We start from the raw sequence: 14,534 nt of genomic DNA, 5'->3' as shown, positions 1-14,534 counted from the left end.
AGGATGCGAGCAATGAAAACACGCGCGGCAGTTGCCTTTGAAGCCGGGAAGCCTCTTGAAATCGTCGAGCTTGACCTCGAGGGTCCGAAGGCAGGTGAAGTGCTTGTTGAAATCAAGGCAACAGGCATCTGCCATACCGACGATTTTACCCTCTCGGGCGCAGATCCAGAAGGTCTTTTTCCTGCCGTTCTTGGCCATGAAGGTGCTGGCGTTGTCGTCGAAGTCGGCGCTGGCGTGACTTCAGTCAAACCCGGTGATCACGTCATTCCGCTCTACACGCCCGAGTGTCGTGAATGTCCGTCCTGCCTGTCGCGCAAAACCAATTTGTGCACTGCAATCCGCTCGACGCAGGGGCAGGGGCTCATGCCTGATGGCACATCGCGTTTCTCTTACAAGGGCCAGCCAGTGTTCCACTACATGGGCTGTTCGACCTTTTCAAACTACACAGTGATGCCCGAAATTGCTGTTGCCAAGATCGACTCCAGCGCTCCGTTCGACAAGGTTTGCTATGTCGGTTGCGGCGTGACGACCGGCGTGGGGGCCGTGCTTAACACTGCCAAAGTCGAACAGGGTGCCACCGCTGTAGTGTTCGGTCTTGGAGGTATCGGATTGAACGTAATCCAGGGCCTGCGTATGGCGGGCGCGGACATGATCATTGGTGTCGATCTCAACAATGACAAGAAGAGCTGGGGTGAGCGCTTCGGGATGACGCATTTCGTCAACCCCCGTGAAATCGAAGGCGATATCGTCAGTCATCTGGTCAACATGACGAAACGCGGTGCCGATCAGATCGGGGGCGCGGATTACACATTCGATTGCACCGGCAACGTGATGGTGATGCGCCAGGCCCTTGAGGCCAGCCACAGAGGCTGGGGAAAATCCGTTATTATCGGTGTGGCCGGCGCCGGCCAGGAGATATCGACGCGCCCATTCCAGTTGGTTACGGGCCGCACGTGGATGGGAACCGCGTTCGGTGGCGCAAGGGGCCGTACTGACGTGCCAAAGATTGTCGATTGGTACATGGACGGCAAGATCGATATCGACCCGATGATCACCCACACCCTGCGCCTCGATGACATCAATAAAGGATTCGAACTTATGCGTTCTGGCGAATCCATCCGCTCGGTGGTGCTTTTCTAGGCGTGACGCAAATTTACGTTGATGCTGATGCATGTCCGGTCAAGGCCGAAGTCACTCGCGTTGCCGAGCGGCATGGCCTTGTCCTGACTTTTGTCGCAAATTTCGGCCTGCGGCCTTCGCGAGATCCAATGGTACGCAACGTCATGGTGCCTCAGGGCGCCGATGTTGCCGATGATTGGATCGTCGAACATGCCCAGGCTGGAGACATCGTAATTACATCCGATATCCCTCTGGCGTCTCGCGCTCTGGAAAATGGCGCGCATGTTCTCGGACCGACAGGCAAGCCGTTCACAACGGCATCGATCGGAATGGCGTTGGCGATGCGTGAGCTCAACCAGCACCTACGGGAAACGGGCGAGAGCAAGGGTTATAACCGAGAGTTTAGCGCTCGCGATAGATCCGCTTTTCTCCAGGCTCTTGATGAGCTGGCGGTTCGGCTCAAGCGTGAGCGGCCCGCCAAGTAACTGTTTGTTAAGTATAAAATGTCGCCGTTTGAACACCTTGTTAACCATGGAACGTGCAGCTTGACCCGCGAATACAAGCTTTCGTTGGGTGGTTGCGGTGTTGCGCACAGCATGTTTATTGGCGGCATTGGCCGGGCTCATTTCAGGCTGTGCCAAGCCGCCCGAAGCAAGACCCTCGTTTGGCGGGACCTTCGGTCCGGACACGATTCATACATCGTCTTTCAATCCAGTCGCCATGAGTCCCAGACGGGCCTATCAGCCGATGCCAACACTACAGTCGACACAATTTGGAAAACTGCCGGGGCGAACCGTTACGGTTTCGGAATCGGGACCACTGGGTCTCGAACAGGGCGAAGTCATATTGACGTTTGACGACGGCCCGCGAGCCGGAACGACGGATTCGATCCTCGACACGCTGGATCAATTCGGGGTCAAGGCGACGTTTCTGATGCTGGGCTCTTCTGCAGAACGGTATCCATCTCTTGCCCGCGAAGTGGCGGCTCGCGGACATACGATCGGCACGCACACCTATGACCACGTCGATCTTTCCAGTCTGAGCAACCAAGAGGCGATTGCCGAGATTTATGCCGGGCAACAGGCCGTGGCGGCTGCGCTCGCTCCGGACAATCTGGCACCGTCGCGCTTTTTTCGTTTTCCCTATCTGGCGCAAAACGGCTTAATTCGCACCAGTGCAGTTGAGAGCCGTTTCATAGTTCTCGATGTCGATATCGATTCCAAGGACTACTACGCCGAGACGCCGCAACAAGTGCTGGAGCGTACGCTGGACCGACTCGATGAGAGGGGGGCCGGCGTTGTACTGTTTCATGACATCCACTTACGCACGGCCGCACTGCTACCCGACTTTCTCAAAGCACTGCAGGAACGCGGCTATCAGGTCGTTGCACTAAGATCGTCTGGCGGTGGGGTATTCGATACACCCGTCATCACTGCCGACGCCTCTCGCGGGATCCCTGAGAACTAGCCGGTCGTAGCCGCGAACAACGCTATAGCTGCAGCATTGGAGACATTGAGCGATTTGATGGGTCCTGGCATGTCCAGCCGAACCATCTCGTCGCATAGCGAGCGGGTTTTTTGTCGTAGGCCCTTTCCTTCGGCGCCGAGGATGATTGCGAGCTTTCCGCCAGCTGGCCGAGGACGCAACAATCCTCGCGCCTCAGAATCAAACCCGAGGCACACAAGACCCTGGCCCTTGAGGGTTTCCAGTGTGTCGCCGAGATTGCGGACAGAGACCATTGGAATAAGGTCAAGCGCCCCCGATGCCGATTTTGCGAGGACGCCGGTTTCGCGAGGTGCATAACGGGCTGTTGTAATGACCGCATCTGCCCCAAATGCACATGCGGTGCGTAGGATGGCACCCACATTGTGTGGATCGGTTACCTGATCGAGAACGATAACGAGATCGAGTTTCTCAACGTCGTCCAGTCCGAAACGATCAACTGGATCGACCTCCAAGGCGACGCCCTGATGAACCGCGTCTGCGCCGAGCAGCTTGTCGAGATCACGTGGCGTCGTCTCTTCGACTTTCAGCTTGGGCAGGTCGCCGCCTTCGAACAATCTGTTCAGCCCGTTTGGCGTCGCCAGCAGCCTGCGCTTGGCGCGGCGTGGATTGTCCAGCGCAGCACGTACCGTGTGCAGACCATAGAGATAGACCGGCCCATCGTCAGGAAGGGTGGGGGGGCGTCTTTTCGGCGGAAACTTGTTCTTGCTCATGGAGAATGGCGTATCGCTTTGCCGCGAACTGGGCAAGCGGTAAGCCGATATGTGAAACATATGAAATTTCCTTGCGATGGCAGTTGACAGAAAAGGTTGCTACCACCATAAACCGCCCCGTGATGGTGTTCGAAATGTTCACTGTTGCAACTGCCTCGCTTCGCTGAAGTCGCGATTGTGGAGGGGTGGGAGAGTGGTTAAATCCATCAGACTGTAAATCTGACCGCTTAGCGTACGCTGGTTCGAATCCAGCCCCCTCCACCAAATCGTTCTTGCCCCTTGGGCATGAACCAGACACAGTGGCGAAACGCCCTCGAGCGGGTGTAGCTCAATGGTAGAGCAGAAGCCTTCCAAGCTTACGACGAGGGTTCGATTCCCTTCACCCGCTCCATTCTCTCCGTGCTGGATATGTGAGGTGCGTTCCCTGAACGCTCTCCGATTTGGACCCCACGCACCCTTGGTTCGCAAGTTGCTCAAGACTTCCGGCTTCTTGAGCAAGCCGATTGCCGACTTCACTTTCTCGATCGCGTCCTTCAGGATGGGACGAGCCCTTGAAGTGGACATTGCTGTTTCCTGATCAACCTGCGCGGCCAGCTTCTCCGTCTTCGTGGATTCGTCGTCATTCTGGAACTTGCTCTCCTATACAAGCCCAGAACTCCCGCTAAAGCTAAAAACCAGAACTGCGTGGTGGCGTGAGTTACTTTTCCTCGGGTGCCGGTTCCATTGTCGTCAGGATCCGGATCTGATGGAAGCGTGTCGACATCGGAAGAGGGGTCGTTCTCAAGCGGCGGCGTGATGTCGGAATCGTCGTTGCCTTCTATCGCATCGGCTTCCGCGGAAAGAAGCTCTGCCATCTGCGATGGGTCGGCGACGCTCAGGTCGACCGGGTCCAGTCCGAGTGCCTCTGCTAGGGGCGCTACTCCGGCAGACGCAGAATCACTCCGTCGCCTCTTGCCCACCACCGCCAACTGCATCGAGATAGGGCGAGAGAGCGTCGCTTGCCTGACCCGCGACTCTGCGGCGTCCTCGTCGATTGGCCCACCCGGCTCCGTTTCATCGTCGTCCGAGCCTGGATCCTCCATCCCTGCCGTTTCGTGATCGAAGAGCACACCCAGGGCCCCAGTCGAATCGACGTCGTCATCAAAGTGGTCGATGGCAGAGGCGGGAGCCGGCGCCGCGATTGCGCTCGGCATTGGGCTGGTGGGGTCTAGCTGCATGCCCGTCGACGCTGCGCACGTCCACCAATAACCCCGTGGACCGCCCGACCTGCGACGCCAGCGGTCCTGTCGCGATCTGGTCATCGTTTAGCATGCGACTGGCCATGGCGACATTGAATACGTCGCCTTCGCAGTGCTTACCCTGATAGAATTGATTGTTCGCCGGGTTTCCCGCGTGAAGCTTTTCCCCGACAATTTAGTAAAGATCGTCCGGCAAGACCTCGTGCCTGTGGTAGTTCGGCATGATCAGACCAAGACCGCCGTTGTCATACAGTTTTCGGTTCCCGGACAAGCTGTCCCAGATTAGCGTGATGCGGTGGCTATCGCCGTCCCCGAGGTTGATTCCGGTTGCAGGAATATGCGGTGCGGTTGCTTCTGGTTGGGCAGGCCGCCGTGCTAAAGCGTGGGTGCTCGCGGCGGGCGCGGAACAGGCGTATGGCCACCGGAATATCGCCCTGATGATTGACCATAATCGATAGACCACGGGCATGCCCGTATTGCTGGCTGGCATGACGCATTCGCCAGCGTCGATTTTAGGCCAGATGATGATTTGTGTATTACGCCGGAAGCTGGCGTAGAGACTCACATGACGGCGGGATACAGGTCAGACAGGGCCTTGCCCATGGCCGTTTCCACGCCCGGTTCGCCCTGTCCATGCCCTGCCGCGCCGACAATTCGTACACTTACATCGGGCCATACTTTCGCTACGGCGTAGGACGTGGCGGGGGGGCACAGAAGGTCGTATCGGCCCTGAATAATGTGCCCCGGAATGCCCGTCAGTTTCGCAGCTCCAACCAGCAGCTGGTCGGGTTCAAGAAAGCAGCCATTAGAAAAATAGTGAGCTTCCATGAACGGAGAGGCGGGAAGCCGCGCTCCAGCAGCTGGAAGCTGGGAGAAATCCAGCCTGTCGGCTGGCGGCGCAATCTGGGACAGAATGCGCTCGGTCTGATACCAGGCAAAGGCCGCTGGCCGATGTGTTTGAGGATCGGGATCGAGGATGCGGTGCCAGTAGGCCCCAAGCGGGTCGGCACGTTCAGCAGGCGTAAGCAGGTCCAGGAATTCAGCATAAAGACGCGGGTAGAAATGTGGCATGGCCGTCAAGAATGCCCGCTCGAGTTCACCGCGTGTACCCAAAAAGGTAGCGCGCAGGACCATGCCGGTAACGCGGTCCGGATGGCTTTGCGCATAGGCGATCGCAAGCGTCGCGCCCCACGAACCGCCCACAACCAGCCACCGATCTATCCCCAATGTTGTGCGGATGACCTCGATATCGGCGATCAGCCGGTCCGTGGAATTGGCCGATCGCTCCCCGGCAGGCGTGCTGCGCCCGGCGCCGCGCTGGTCGAACAGTACCGCGTGGAAGCGGTCCGGATCGAACAGGCGGCGGTGGCCGGGCTGGCATCCGCTGCCCGGCCCGCCATGCAGGAATAGCGCCGGGACGCCGTCAGGATTGCCCACGGTCTCGACGTAAAGCGCGTGGCCTTCGCCGACCGGCAGCATTTGCGTCGTGAGCGGGGCGTACAGTTCGGTATCGACCGCCGCCTCACGTACCATCGACCGGATCCGCTTCGAGCGTGCCGCCGGCGAAATTGCGGTAGATGAACCGCGTTGTGCCGGTTTCGGCCTCGGCTTCGGCCGTCCGGAAAATTTCGTTGTGATGCGGAGACAGGGCGCAGGCCGGGTCGGTGTTGTCGGCGCTTCCGGTCAGTGCAAAGGCCTGGCAGCGGCATCCCCCGAAATCGACCTCCTTGAAGGCGCAGCTCTGGCACGGCTCGGGCATCCAGCCGGTGCCGCGATAGCGGTTGAAGGCGTCCGAGTTCTGCCAGATCCAGGCGATGGAGTGGTTGGATCGCACCGATAGAAAATCGAGGTCGGTGATGGTTTCGGCAGCATGGCAGGGCAGCACCTTACCCGAGGGTGTGATGTTGAAGAACTGCCGACCCCAGCCTCCCATGCATTTCTTGGGGCGCTCGGCGTAATAATCGGGGATGACGAAATCGATATCGAGAATGCCCTTGAGCTGTTGGCGGGCATCCTCGACCACTTCGGTTGCGTGGTCGATCTGGGCGATGGTGGGCATCAGCGCGGCGCGGTTCTTGAGTGCCCAGCCGTAATACTGGACATTGGCGATCTCGATGCGGTCGGCATCCATATCGACCGCCATGGCGATGATCTCTTCGAGCTGGTCGAGGTTCTGCCTGTGCATGACGGCGTTGACCGTCAATGGCAGATCGAGTTCGCGCGCCCAGCGCGCCACTTCATGCTTTTTTGCGTGCGCGTTGCGAAAGCCGGCCACCCGGTCGGCCTTTATAGCGTTGCTGCCCTGAAAGCTGATCTGGATATGGGACAGGCCAGCGTCGGCCAGTTCCTTAAGCTTTTCGCGGTTCAAAAGAACTGCCGATGTGATGAGGTTGGTGTAGAGATCGCGGTCGTTCGCGTGCTGAACCAGCTCGACGATGTCCTTGCGGGCCGTCGGTTCGCCACCGGAAAAATGGACCTGAAGCACGCCGATTTCGGCAAGCTCATCAAGAACGCGCTTCCATTCCTCAGTGGTCAATTCGTTGCGCGCCCGTTCCATTTCCAAAGGATTGGAGCAGTATGGGCATTGCAGCGGGCATTTGTGGGTCAACTCGATCAAAACGGCCAGCGGAATGCCGTATTTTGCGGTGACCGGTTTGCCCCTGCCTTCGAGCAGGGCCAGTCCGTCATTGGGATCGGCTTCGATCGGAGGATGGTGTCGGTCGAGTGTCGGGCTCATGGTTTTCCTCCTCCATCGATCAGAAATCCGGAATTGGCCAGATCCTGAATCATTTCGATCACGTCGGCCTCGATCTGGTCGGTGGGCGCTGCGTATTTTTCGGCCAGCGTTTGGGCCATGGCCGCAATGGTGCGCTCGCCATCGCACAAATGCAGAATCTCAACGGCGATATCGTCGGGTGCCATCACCCGTTCGGGCACGAGAAGCACCCAGCGGCCGCGGGTGTCGTCGTGGCGCAGCTTGACCCCGCGGGCGAGGCGCGGGGCGCTTTGCGGTGTTGCCACCATGCGGCGGCGTGAGGCTGGCGCTGCCTGGATCATGGTGCGTCCGGGACAAATGCGCCAGGCGGAATGTGTCCGCCGACATAGGCGTGGTGAAGCGCGTCGAGCTGTGCCCAGAGCACGTTGGTCTTGAAGATCAAAGCGTTGCACACCAGCCGCCGCTCCTGGGGGGTGCGCGCATGGGTTTTGACATAGTCGAGAGCGTAATCGGCGTCGCGGGTCGCCTGGTCGAGTCGGCGCGAAAAATAGGTCATCACCTCGGGCGAGATGAAGTCGTAATGCTCAAGCATCCCGGCGATGCGCTCCTGATGAAGATTGGGCGCAAACAGTTCGGTGAGCGATGAGGCGATAGCTTCGAGCGGAGACCGGTCGCGCACGAAATGCACATAGGCTTCAACGGCAAACCGGGTGGCGGGCAATATGCCTTCGGTCGATTCCACATAGTCAGGGTCAAGTCCAAGCCCGGTGGTGAGCTTGAGCCAGCGCTCAATGCCGCCTTCGCTGCCGATATCGCCATCATGATCGGAAATGCGGTGGCGCCATTCGATGCGGGTAGCTCGGTCGCGGAACCGCGAAATCACAACGGCATCCTTCAAGGGAATGGTCGACTGGTAGAAATAACGGTTGAGCGCCCAGGCCTGCACCTGCCCCTTATTGAGCTTGCCTCCGTGCAGCAGGCCGTGGAACGGGTGCAGATTGTGGTAGCGCGTCGCGCCGATATGGCGAAGCTGGGCTTCAAGAGCGTCGGGGGAAGCGAGCTCCAGGTCGGAGGCGACCGAAAGTGCTGTTATCTGGTTCATAACTCAATCTCCATCCGTTCGGCGGGTATGGACCACCCAGCCGCTTCCAGGGCTTTTCGTTCATCGGACTCCGGATGCAGCGCCGGATTGGAATTGTTGATGTGCAGGAAGAATTTCTTGCCAATCGCGGTTTCCGCGAGCGCCGGAATGGCGTCACTCATGGCAATGTGGCCCATGCGCTGGCCGGTCTTTGAACTGAGGCCCTGCGCAATCATCTCGTCATCGCGCCACAGCGTGCCATCGAAAAACACGGCTTCGGCCCCTTCGATCAGGCTCATAATTTCTTCGGTGACCGCGGCACAGGCGGCCAGAAACACCATGCGCGCGCCGCTCGAGCGGTCAGTGATGACGAGGCCGAGCGTGTCGCCTTCGGCATTTTCATCATGGCCCTCGAGAAACAGCGCGGTTTTGCCCGGTGCCGCGAAGGCAAAAATCTCCAGCCCTGAGGGTGATCCGTCTGGCAGTGCTGGCGCAAACCTTTCGCCGGTCGTAATGGACCGGCGTGTTACGTTTTCGGGCTTTAGTGCATTGAAAATCGAATTGGCGCCGAGGATCGAAAGCACGCGCTCATGGGCGTATAATGTGAATGGCGAACCTTCGCGCAGCGTCAGAAGTCCGGTTATCGCGTCGATTTCACCATTGGTCAGAATTACGCCCGCTATGGGCGAATGGCGCTTTAACCCGGGGTTGGGCCACAGCGACGGAGTGTTGGCAATTTGCTGGCGCAGATCGGGCGAGGCGTTGATCAAAAACCAGTGCTCGCCATCGGAACTGATGGCGATCGATGCCTGGTTGCCGCCGATATCGAGCGTGCCTGAGCGCGCATCACGGCAATTGTCGCAGCCGCAATTCCATTGCGGCACTCCGCCGCCTGCCGCAGCACCGAGTACGAGGATTTTAATCATAACGGGAGACCGCGGCAGGCAAAATCGACTATTTGCGCTTTGCGCAAGCGTACATGTTGATTTCCATGCTGACAGGAATTTCAGTGAGCTTGGGCTTGTTCCAGGCCATTGTCTTTCTCCTCATTTGAACACGGCATCGTCGCCGTATTGTTCATCGTGGGAAGAGAGCGCGCCGCACGCAATCTATCGAACCCATAACTGCGCGCATATGGCCGCAGCTTCATGGGCTCTAAAACTTGGCCTTTGGCCCGCCATCGAGAAAGGGAGGAATGGGCAAGACTTCTGGGAGAACGATGGCTTTAGCAGCGTCTCTTAATGTTTCGAGGAAGGTTCGATAGGGTTCGGCATGCTGATACTGCGTAGGAATAACCGCCATGATTTGCCTGGGTCCAGCGTTTACAGCGTAAAGGCGAATGCCTTTGAGCGTTTCCGCGCCGTGCAACAGAGAGAGAGCGGGAACCAGACAGACCCCCGTGCCTGCCCGAACCAATTCGGCTGCTACCTCGAAGCTACGACATTGGGCGACGACTGTGTGACTCGGGAACAAGCGTTCATACCAGTTTTGGACGCGTTTGGTGTGTTGAGTGCCAAACGCGAACTGTATCGACTGATTGAGAACGGCAAAGGCTTCCGCGGGTAGTTCATGTTCCGGTTTTTTGACTTTTGCGAGGTCGAGATGGGCGGGTACGGCCAGAACGTGGGAATCGGTTAGCAGGGGTATTTGGGCAAACCCGCCGCCCGAGGCCGCCAGTGAATTGTCTGCAAGCAGTCCTACGGCAATGCGGCGGTCATAGAGCAGTTCGAGAATGTCGGATGGGGCCATATCCTGAATATCAAAATCGATATCGGGAAATATCCCCTGTAGGCGGCGCAGAGCCGGGGGCAGAAGAACGCGTAACACCGAGGTGATGCCGGCCAACCTGACCGTCATTCGGCGGCCTGAGGTAAACTCCAGCAGTCCGTCTTCGAGATCTCGCATGCCGCGCAGGACGTGTTCCGCCTTGGGCAGGAGATACAGTCCGGCCTCGGTGAGTTCCATTTCTCCTGGCCGGCGATTGAACAGGCGCGTTCCGACGAGCGTTTCAAGCCGTGAGAGTTGCTGGGATAGGGAAGGCTGGGCAATCCCCAACTGCTTGGCAGCTTCCGTTAATGTGGCCGCGTGGACAACTGCTGTGAATATTTTGAGTTGGTGCAGTGAAATATCGAGGTGAGATTTTGTTGATTGGGAGTTCATGGTTACGATGCTCAATCTCATGCGCGCAGCCGGTCGTGGTCGTTCGCGGACTTTGGCCAACGCCCCCGACGCGCCGTATCCCTACCGGCGGGGCCACAGTAGCGCAATTGCCGGGTGTGCGAACGGCAGAAAAGTGCCCACTTGGCTGTTACTACGGTGATGGAGCGCCCTTCCGGGTCGACAGACATGAGGCGGGAAGAGGTCCGCTATCTGGTGGCCAGTGTTTCTAGCCAGTTCAGCTCTTGGGTGGTTAGTGCAATGCCCAGATCGTCCGATGATTTGCGGTTCGCAAATCGATGTTGCCCAGGAAAGCGAGAAACGCCCGCTGATTGCATCTGGTCAATCAAGGTTTCGGCGCGAACCCCGAAAGGCGCGCCGCCGGCGAGGGCTGCATTGATAAGGATAATCAATTGGCCAGTGTAAGGTGTCGCGGCGCCGGGATGGCCGGACCAATCAAACTCGAACGAATAGTGTCCGCCCGTCAAAGCCGCTGACATCAGTTCGATCATCATTGAGATCGACGAACCCTTATGGCCGCCGAATGGAAGTAGCGCGCCGCCATTGAGAACTTCGTTGGGATCGATGGTCGGGTTGCCATTCGTGTCGACACCCGATCCGGGGGGGAGGGCCTGGCCGTTGCGAGCAGCTATCTGGACATCGCCATTTGCCATCGACGACGTTGCCATGTCGAAAACGATTGGCGTTCCGGTTTGGGTCGGGGCCGCAAACGCTACGGGATTGGTGCCGAACACGGCGCTATGGCCCCCATGTGGCACTGTACAGGCAAACGAGTTCACAGTTGAGAGCGCAATAAAACCCTGTTCGGCGAAGGGCTCGAGATCCGGCCAAAGCGCGCTTAAGTGGTGAGAATTGCGGATCGCGAGAAGGGCAATTCCATTGGTCCGGGTTCTGTCGATCAAGGCTTCGCGCGCCAAAGCCAGCGCTGGTTGCGCAAAGCCATTACGGGCGTCGACGCGTAGGAATCCGGCAGCTGCGTCTTCGATCGTGGGGATTGCCATGCCATCGACCCATCGCGTGGCAAGGCTGTCAGTGTAGCCCTGCATACGGAATATTCCGTGACTTTTGGCACCGTCGCGTTCACACCGTGCGCAATTGTCGGCAAGGATGGATGCGGTCTGCTCGCTTGTCCCGAAGCGGAGAAATATCGTTTCGAGAAGCGTAACGAGTTCGGCAAACGACACGCGCAGATCAGTCATCACGCACTCCTGGACGGCCAGGTGTCTCCAACCCTGTAACCGCCCGGCCAGGGATCAGACGGATCGAGCATCAGCTGTTTGGTCTCAGTGACCCAGCCACGGCCCGCAATCGATGGGATGATTGCTGGCGTTCCAGCGAGTTCGGTGGTGCTTTCTATGCGACAGTTGAACTGGCTCCCGATGATCGAGACACCCGCAAAATCTTCTCCGACGGCAAGCTGGCCCTTGGCGTGCAGGACCGCCATGCGGGCAGAGCAACCGGTGCCGGTTGGCGAGCGGTCAAGCTTGCCCGGTTCAATTGCCACCGTGTTGCGGCCGGTTTTGACGCCGTCCACTGTCTCGACAGGCGCTGTGAACTGGCAAAATGATATGTGGGACCAATCGGGATTTGTTGGATGGGAAAAGCCCAACTGCTCGGTCGCTGCTCGGGTTATCTTCATGCCGGCGTCCGCCAGATCCTTTGCTTCGTCGGGAGAGAGAACGAAACCGGCCGATTTTGCGTCGACAATAACGAAACTGTCGCCACCGTAAGCGGTATCGACTGTCAATGTACCTAAGCCTTCAACCTCGATGGTCGCGTCGAGGTGCTGCGCGAAGCTTGGATGATTGGTGACGCGGATCGATACTGCCTTGCCGTCCTTGCAAGTGGCGACGACGTCGACAAGCCCGCCAGGGGCTTCGAGAGTGAAGTACGTGTAAGGTTCCTCCATCGCGATGATGCCGGTGTCGAGCAACACTGTGGACACGCAGATTGAGTTCGAACCCGACATGGGCGGCGTGTGGACCGGCTCCATAATGATCCAACCCATCGCAGCTTTGGGGTCCATAGGCGGCACAAGTAGATTGACGTGGCGGAATACGCCGCCCCGGGGCTCGTTGAGGACGAAGTTTCGCAGCGCGTCATCCTTGGCGATCCAGCGCGCTTGATCCCAGATCGTATTGCCGGGCGGCGGAGCAACGCCGCCTACGATTACGTCACCAACCTCGCCCTCGGCATGGCAGCCGACAACATGGATGATTTTCGATGTGCGCATATTAAGTCTCCAGCCATTTTGGCAGGCGTTGGGGGGCATTTCCGTCAAGAGCGGCCTCGACGCAGTCCGCCAGGCTACCCAAGCGAACGGAGCGACCGGAGAGTCCGGGGCCGTAATGAGCGTATTTGCCTGAGTCGGTGAGCACCGTCTTGGCCGTGGGGGGGAATACAGGTTCGGAAATTGAGCACCAACAGAGGTCCGAAACCGTTGTTACACCACTGGCAACAAGGCGAGACAGCGTGCCATCGTTTGCCATGCGCGACTTGGTTTCCCGGCCAACTGTAAGAATGACGCTTACCGCAGGGTGGATAGGTCGACCGTCGAGGGCGTCGGCAAGTCCATGACATTCAGATAGTGAAGCATGCGGGCTGCCAATCGCTACAAGATCGATCTGTTCGGGGCCGGCGTTAAGGCGTTGCCATGTCGACGTCATCAGTGCGGTGTCGATAATAGTGTGGGGCGTATCCTGGACGTCAGCGTTTCCGGCCTCTGGTGTGACGCCTTCTATATGGAGCATCGGCGCAGCCGATGTTGTTCCGAACGCGGCACACAACGCTTTAAGGTCGTCACGGCTCGGCCGGGCAGAAGCGAGTCCACGGAGCAAAGGAATGCGGTCAGGAGCCAACAGCCCGGCAATGTAGCCGATCAATGGCCAGAAAGCGCCGTCAGGCTCATCGGGACGATCCACATCGATGACGAGGCGCGCCCGGCGGTGTGCATCGAGATACACGCCCGAGAGCGGCGCACGACCGGTCAGCGCTATACACAAATCGAGAAAATCAGGGTGTTTTGCAGTCCGGGCACCCAGCACCGAATTGGCAAAGATCACAGCGTTCGATTCGGACCAACCAACGGCTTCGCCGGAGCTGGGCGCGGTATCAAGCAGATACGGTGCGCAGGTGAAAGTTGGCGAGCATCCCATGCGTACATAGGCGTCTGCCAGCTTGGCGGCGGGCGTACCGAAATGATCGGGGACGCCTTGAGACTGCCAGTGCTCGTGATCAACGGAGATGGCATTCATCGATGTCGGGATAACGACTTTTCCGTCCATGTCCGCCATGGTTTGCGCGAATGTGAGATTGGCGGGGCTGGCATAGATGCAGCCATCGATATGTGCCTGGGTAACGTCGATGAGCTGGTGAGCGCCCTGCTGGGCAGCCATGGCGCAGAGGATGCGCATGGCTTGCGCCGCTGCTGGGCCACTGTGCCCCTCTAGCATTGCGGTATCGCTCTCGCTCAGCTCCAAAGCCGAGACCTGGGCGGGAAGAAGTTGGATCGGTTGTCTATCGGCGACGATTTCAGTTTCAGTGATGGTTATGCGTTGTGCCGAGGCTAAAACAGCGAATGCCAGAGTGTCGGCGCGCAACACAGGAATCGCATGACCAAATATCTCCGCAACCAAGGCGCCCAGCGTCAGGACGTCCTCGGGCTCTGAAAATATCAGCGCGGCCGGCGCACGGTTATTCAATGCGAGGTCAAGCAAAACCCCCGACCCGGTACATGATCCACGCGAAGACGGCATGAGGAGAATTTTGCCGGTGACGTTCTCCCCATGGAGCGGGTGATGGATGTCGATAATGTTGCCAGTCGCCGGGTCGACCCCACCCCAGAAACTCAAAGCCTCGGAGCTGGCAAGAACCAGGCCCTCTGCCGCACCGCCCAATATTGTGCGGGCCGTACAATGTTCCTTCATTTCAACTTGCCGGTAGAATTGGGGTGAGGCTGCGCCATTGATTGGCTCCGTGGCGGGATT

The 14,534-nt window shown here is 58.6% G+C and carries 15 protein-coding genes and 2 tRNA genes; 5 read left to right on the top strand and 12 right to left on the bottom strand.

The window, feature by feature from the left end; all coding sequences use genetic code 11:
- Nucleotides 1-12 precede the first annotated feature (12 nt).
- The 3 genes from ACN0TA_RS09600 (at nucleotide 13) to ACN0TA_RS09590 (ending at nucleotide 2,586) form a co-directional block, all read left to right on the top strand.
- Nucleotides 13-1,140 (top strand): S-(hydroxymethyl)glutathione dehydrogenase/class III alcohol dehydrogenase, encoded by a 1,128-nt coding sequence (locus ACN0TA_RS09600; protein ID WP_417582245.1) that lies wholly within the window; start codon nucleotides 13-15, stop codon nucleotides 1,138-1,140.
- A 2-nt stretch (nucleotides 1,141-1,142) separates the two neighbouring features.
- Complete coding sequence (locus tag ACN0TA_RS09595) at nucleotides 1,143-1,604, top strand: YaiI/YqxD family protein (protein ID WP_417582243.1); 462 nt, start codon at nucleotides 1,143-1,145, stop codon at nucleotides 1,602-1,604.
- A gap of 262 nt (nucleotides 1,605-1,866) precedes the next feature.
- The gene (locus ACN0TA_RS09590) at nucleotides 1,867-2,586 is read left to right on the top strand and encodes a polysaccharide deacetylase family protein (RefSeq protein WP_417582241.1); all 720 of its coding nucleotides are present in this window, start codon (nucleotides 1,867-1,869) and stop codon (nucleotides 2,584-2,586) included.
- Here the strand turns inward: ACN0TA_RS09590 and rlmB are convergent.
- Nucleotides 2,583-3,395 (bottom strand): 23S rRNA (guanosine(2251)-2'-O)-methyltransferase RlmB, encoded by an 813-nt coding sequence (gene rlmB, locus ACN0TA_RS09585; RefSeq protein ID WP_417582239.1) that lies wholly within the window; start codon nucleotides 3,393-3,395, stop codon nucleotides 2,583-2,585. The genes ACN0TA_RS09590 and rlmB overlap by 4 nt on opposite strands.
- Nucleotides 3,396-3,514: 119 nt before the next feature.
- On the opposite strand from rlmB, the gene ACN0TA_RS09580 reads away from it, so the two are divergent.
- Together ACN0TA_RS09580 and ACN0TA_RS09575 are read left to right on the top strand one after the other, a co-directional pair.
- A tRNA-Tyr gene (locus ACN0TA_RS09580) sits at nucleotides 3,515-3,599 on the top strand.
- A gap of 53 nt (nucleotides 3,600-3,652) precedes the next feature.
- Nucleotides 3,653-3,726, top strand: a tRNA-Gly gene (locus ACN0TA_RS09575).
- 142 nt (nucleotides 3,727-3,868) lie between these two features.
- Here ACN0TA_RS09575 and ACN0TA_RS09570 read toward each other — a convergent pair.
- The 11 genes from ACN0TA_RS09570 to ACN0TA_RS09520 form a co-directional block, all read right to left on the bottom strand.
- The gene (locus ACN0TA_RS09570) at nucleotides 3,869-4,552 is read right to left on the bottom strand and encodes a hypothetical protein (RefSeq protein WP_417582237.1); all 684 of its coding nucleotides are present in this window, start codon (nucleotides 4,550-4,552) and stop codon (nucleotides 3,869-3,871) included.
- Between the two features lie 582 nt (nucleotides 4,553-5,134).
- Complete coding sequence (pip, locus tag ACN0TA_RS09565; RefSeq protein ID WP_417582235.1) at nucleotides 5,135-6,106, bottom strand: prolyl aminopeptidase; 972 nt, start codon at nucleotides 6,104-6,106, stop codon at nucleotides 5,135-5,137.
- Entirely contained in the window at nucleotides 6,096-7,310 is a 1,215-nt protein-coding gene (gene pqqE / locus ACN0TA_RS09560) for a pyrroloquinoline quinone biosynthesis protein PqqE (protein ID WP_417582233.1), read from the bottom strand. Before pqqE ends, pip begins: the two co-directional genes overlap by 11 nt.
- Nucleotides 7,307-7,630 carry a pyrroloquinoline quinone biosynthesis peptide chaperone PqqD gene (gene pqqD, locus ACN0TA_RS09555; RefSeq protein ID WP_417582231.1) on the bottom strand — a complete coding sequence of 108 codons (324 nt, stop codon included), beginning with the start codon at nucleotides 7,628-7,630 and terminating at the stop codon, nucleotides 7,307-7,309. The genes pqqE and pqqD overlap by 4 nt, the downstream gene beginning before the upstream one ends.
- Nucleotides 7,627-8,391 (bottom strand): pyrroloquinoline-quinone synthase PqqC, encoded by a 765-nt coding sequence (pqqC, locus tag ACN0TA_RS09550; protein WP_417582229.1) that lies wholly within the window; start codon nucleotides 8,389-8,391, stop codon nucleotides 7,627-7,629. The genes pqqD and pqqC overlap by 4 nt, the downstream gene beginning before the upstream one ends.
- Nucleotides 8,388-9,296, bottom strand: a complete 909-nt coding sequence (gene pqqB / locus ACN0TA_RS09545) for a pyrroloquinoline quinone biosynthesis protein PqqB (RefSeq protein WP_417582227.1) — start codon at nucleotides 9,294-9,296, stop codon at nucleotides 8,388-8,390. The genes pqqC and pqqB overlap by 4 nt, the downstream gene beginning before the upstream one ends.
- A 28-nt stretch (nucleotides 9,297-9,324) precedes the next feature.
- Nucleotides 9,325-9,405 (bottom strand): pyrroloquinoline quinone precursor peptide PqqA, encoded by an 81-nt coding sequence (gene pqqA / locus ACN0TA_RS09540; protein ID WP_041528725.1) that lies wholly within the window; start codon nucleotides 9,403-9,405, stop codon nucleotides 9,325-9,327.
- A 120-nt stretch (nucleotides 9,406-9,525) separates the two neighbouring features.
- A complete protein-coding gene (locus ACN0TA_RS09535) occupies nucleotides 9,526-10,551 on the bottom strand; it encodes a LysR family transcriptional regulator (protein ID WP_417582225.1) in 1,026 nt (341 codons plus the stop codon).
- A 185-nt stretch (nucleotides 10,552-10,736) separates the two neighbouring features.
- Complete coding sequence (locus ACN0TA_RS09530; protein ID WP_417582223.1) at nucleotides 10,737-11,747, bottom strand: Ldh family oxidoreductase; 1,011 nt, start codon at nucleotides 11,745-11,747, stop codon at nucleotides 10,737-10,739.
- A complete protein-coding gene (locus tag ACN0TA_RS09525) occupies nucleotides 11,747-12,781 on the bottom strand; it encodes a trans-3-hydroxy-L-proline dehydratase (protein WP_417582221.1) in 1,035 nt (344 codons plus the stop codon). Before ACN0TA_RS09525 ends, ACN0TA_RS09530 begins: the two co-directional genes overlap by 1 nt.
- A 1-nt stretch (nucleotide 12,782) precedes the next feature.
- Nucleotides 12,783-14,474 (bottom strand): aconitase X, encoded by a 1,692-nt coding sequence (locus ACN0TA_RS09520; protein WP_417582219.1) that lies wholly within the window; start codon nucleotides 14,472-14,474, stop codon nucleotides 12,783-12,785.
- Nucleotides 14,475-14,534: the final 60 nt, after the last annotated feature.

This window comes from Pelagibacterium sp., from assembly GCF_048264985.1.
GTDB lineage: Bacteria > Pseudomonadota > Alphaproteobacteria > Rhizobiales > Devosiaceae > Pelagibacterium.
The sequence above is the reverse complement of the archived record's forward strand: the minus strand, read 5'-3'. Positions and strand labels throughout refer to the sequence as shown.

What these genes read in the sequence shown, in the direction of transcription:
- ACN0TA_RS09600 (WP_417582245.1), top strand. Translation starts at nt 13, where the DNA reads ATGAAAACACGCGCGGCAGTTGCCTTTGAAGCCGGGAAGCCTCTTGAA.
- ACN0TA_RS09590 (WP_417582241.1), top strand. Translation starts at nt 1,867, where the DNA reads ATGCCAACACTACAGTCGACACAATTTGGAAAACTGCCGGGGCGAACC.
- rlmB (WP_417582239.1), bottom strand. Translation starts at nt 3,395, where the DNA reads ATGTTTCACATATCGGCTTACCGCTTGCCCAGTTCGCGGCAAAGCGAT.
- ACN0TA_RS09570 (WP_417582237.1), bottom strand. Translation starts at nt 4,552, where the DNA reads ATGCAGCTAGACCCCACCAGCCCAATGCCGAGCGCAATCGCGGCGCCG.
- pip (WP_417582235.1), bottom strand. Translation starts at nt 6,106, where the DNA reads ATGGTACGTGAGGCGGCGGTCGATACCGAACTGTACGCCCCGCTCACG.
- pqqE (WP_417582233.1), bottom strand. Translation starts at nt 7,310, where the DNA reads ATGAGCCCGACACTCGACCGACACCATCCTCCGATCGAAGCCGATCCC.
- pqqD (WP_417582231.1), bottom strand. Translation starts at nt 7,630, where the DNA reads ATGATCCAGGCAGCGCCAGCCTCACGCCGCCGCATGGTGGCAACACCG.
- pqqC (WP_417582229.1), bottom strand. Translation starts at nt 8,391, where the DNA reads ATGAACCAGATAACAGCACTTTCGGTCGCCTCCGACCTGGAGCTCGCT.
- pqqB (WP_417582227.1), bottom strand. Translation starts at nt 9,296, where the DNA reads ATGATTAAAATCCTCGTACTCGGTGCTGCGGCAGGCGGCGGAGTGCCG.
- pqqA (WP_041528725.1), bottom strand. Translation starts at nt 9,405, where the DNA reads ATGGCCTGGAACAAGCCCAAGCTCACTGAAATTCCTGTCAGCATGGAA.
- ACN0TA_RS09535 (WP_417582225.1), bottom strand. Translation starts at nt 10,551, where the DNA reads ATGAGATTGAGCATCGTAACCATGAACTCCCAATCAACAAAATCTCAC.
- ACN0TA_RS09530 (WP_417582223.1), bottom strand. Translation starts at nt 11,747, where the DNA reads ATGACTGATCTGCGCGTGTCGTTTGCCGAACTCGTTACGCTTCTCGAA.
- ACN0TA_RS09525 (WP_417582221.1), bottom strand. Translation starts at nt 12,781, where the DNA reads ATGCGCACATCGAAAATCATCCATGTTGTCGGCTGCCATGCCGAGGGC.
- ACN0TA_RS09520 (WP_417582219.1), bottom strand. Translation starts at nt 14,474, where the DNA reads ATGAAGGAACATTGTACGGCCCGCACAATATTGGGCGGTGCGGCAGAG.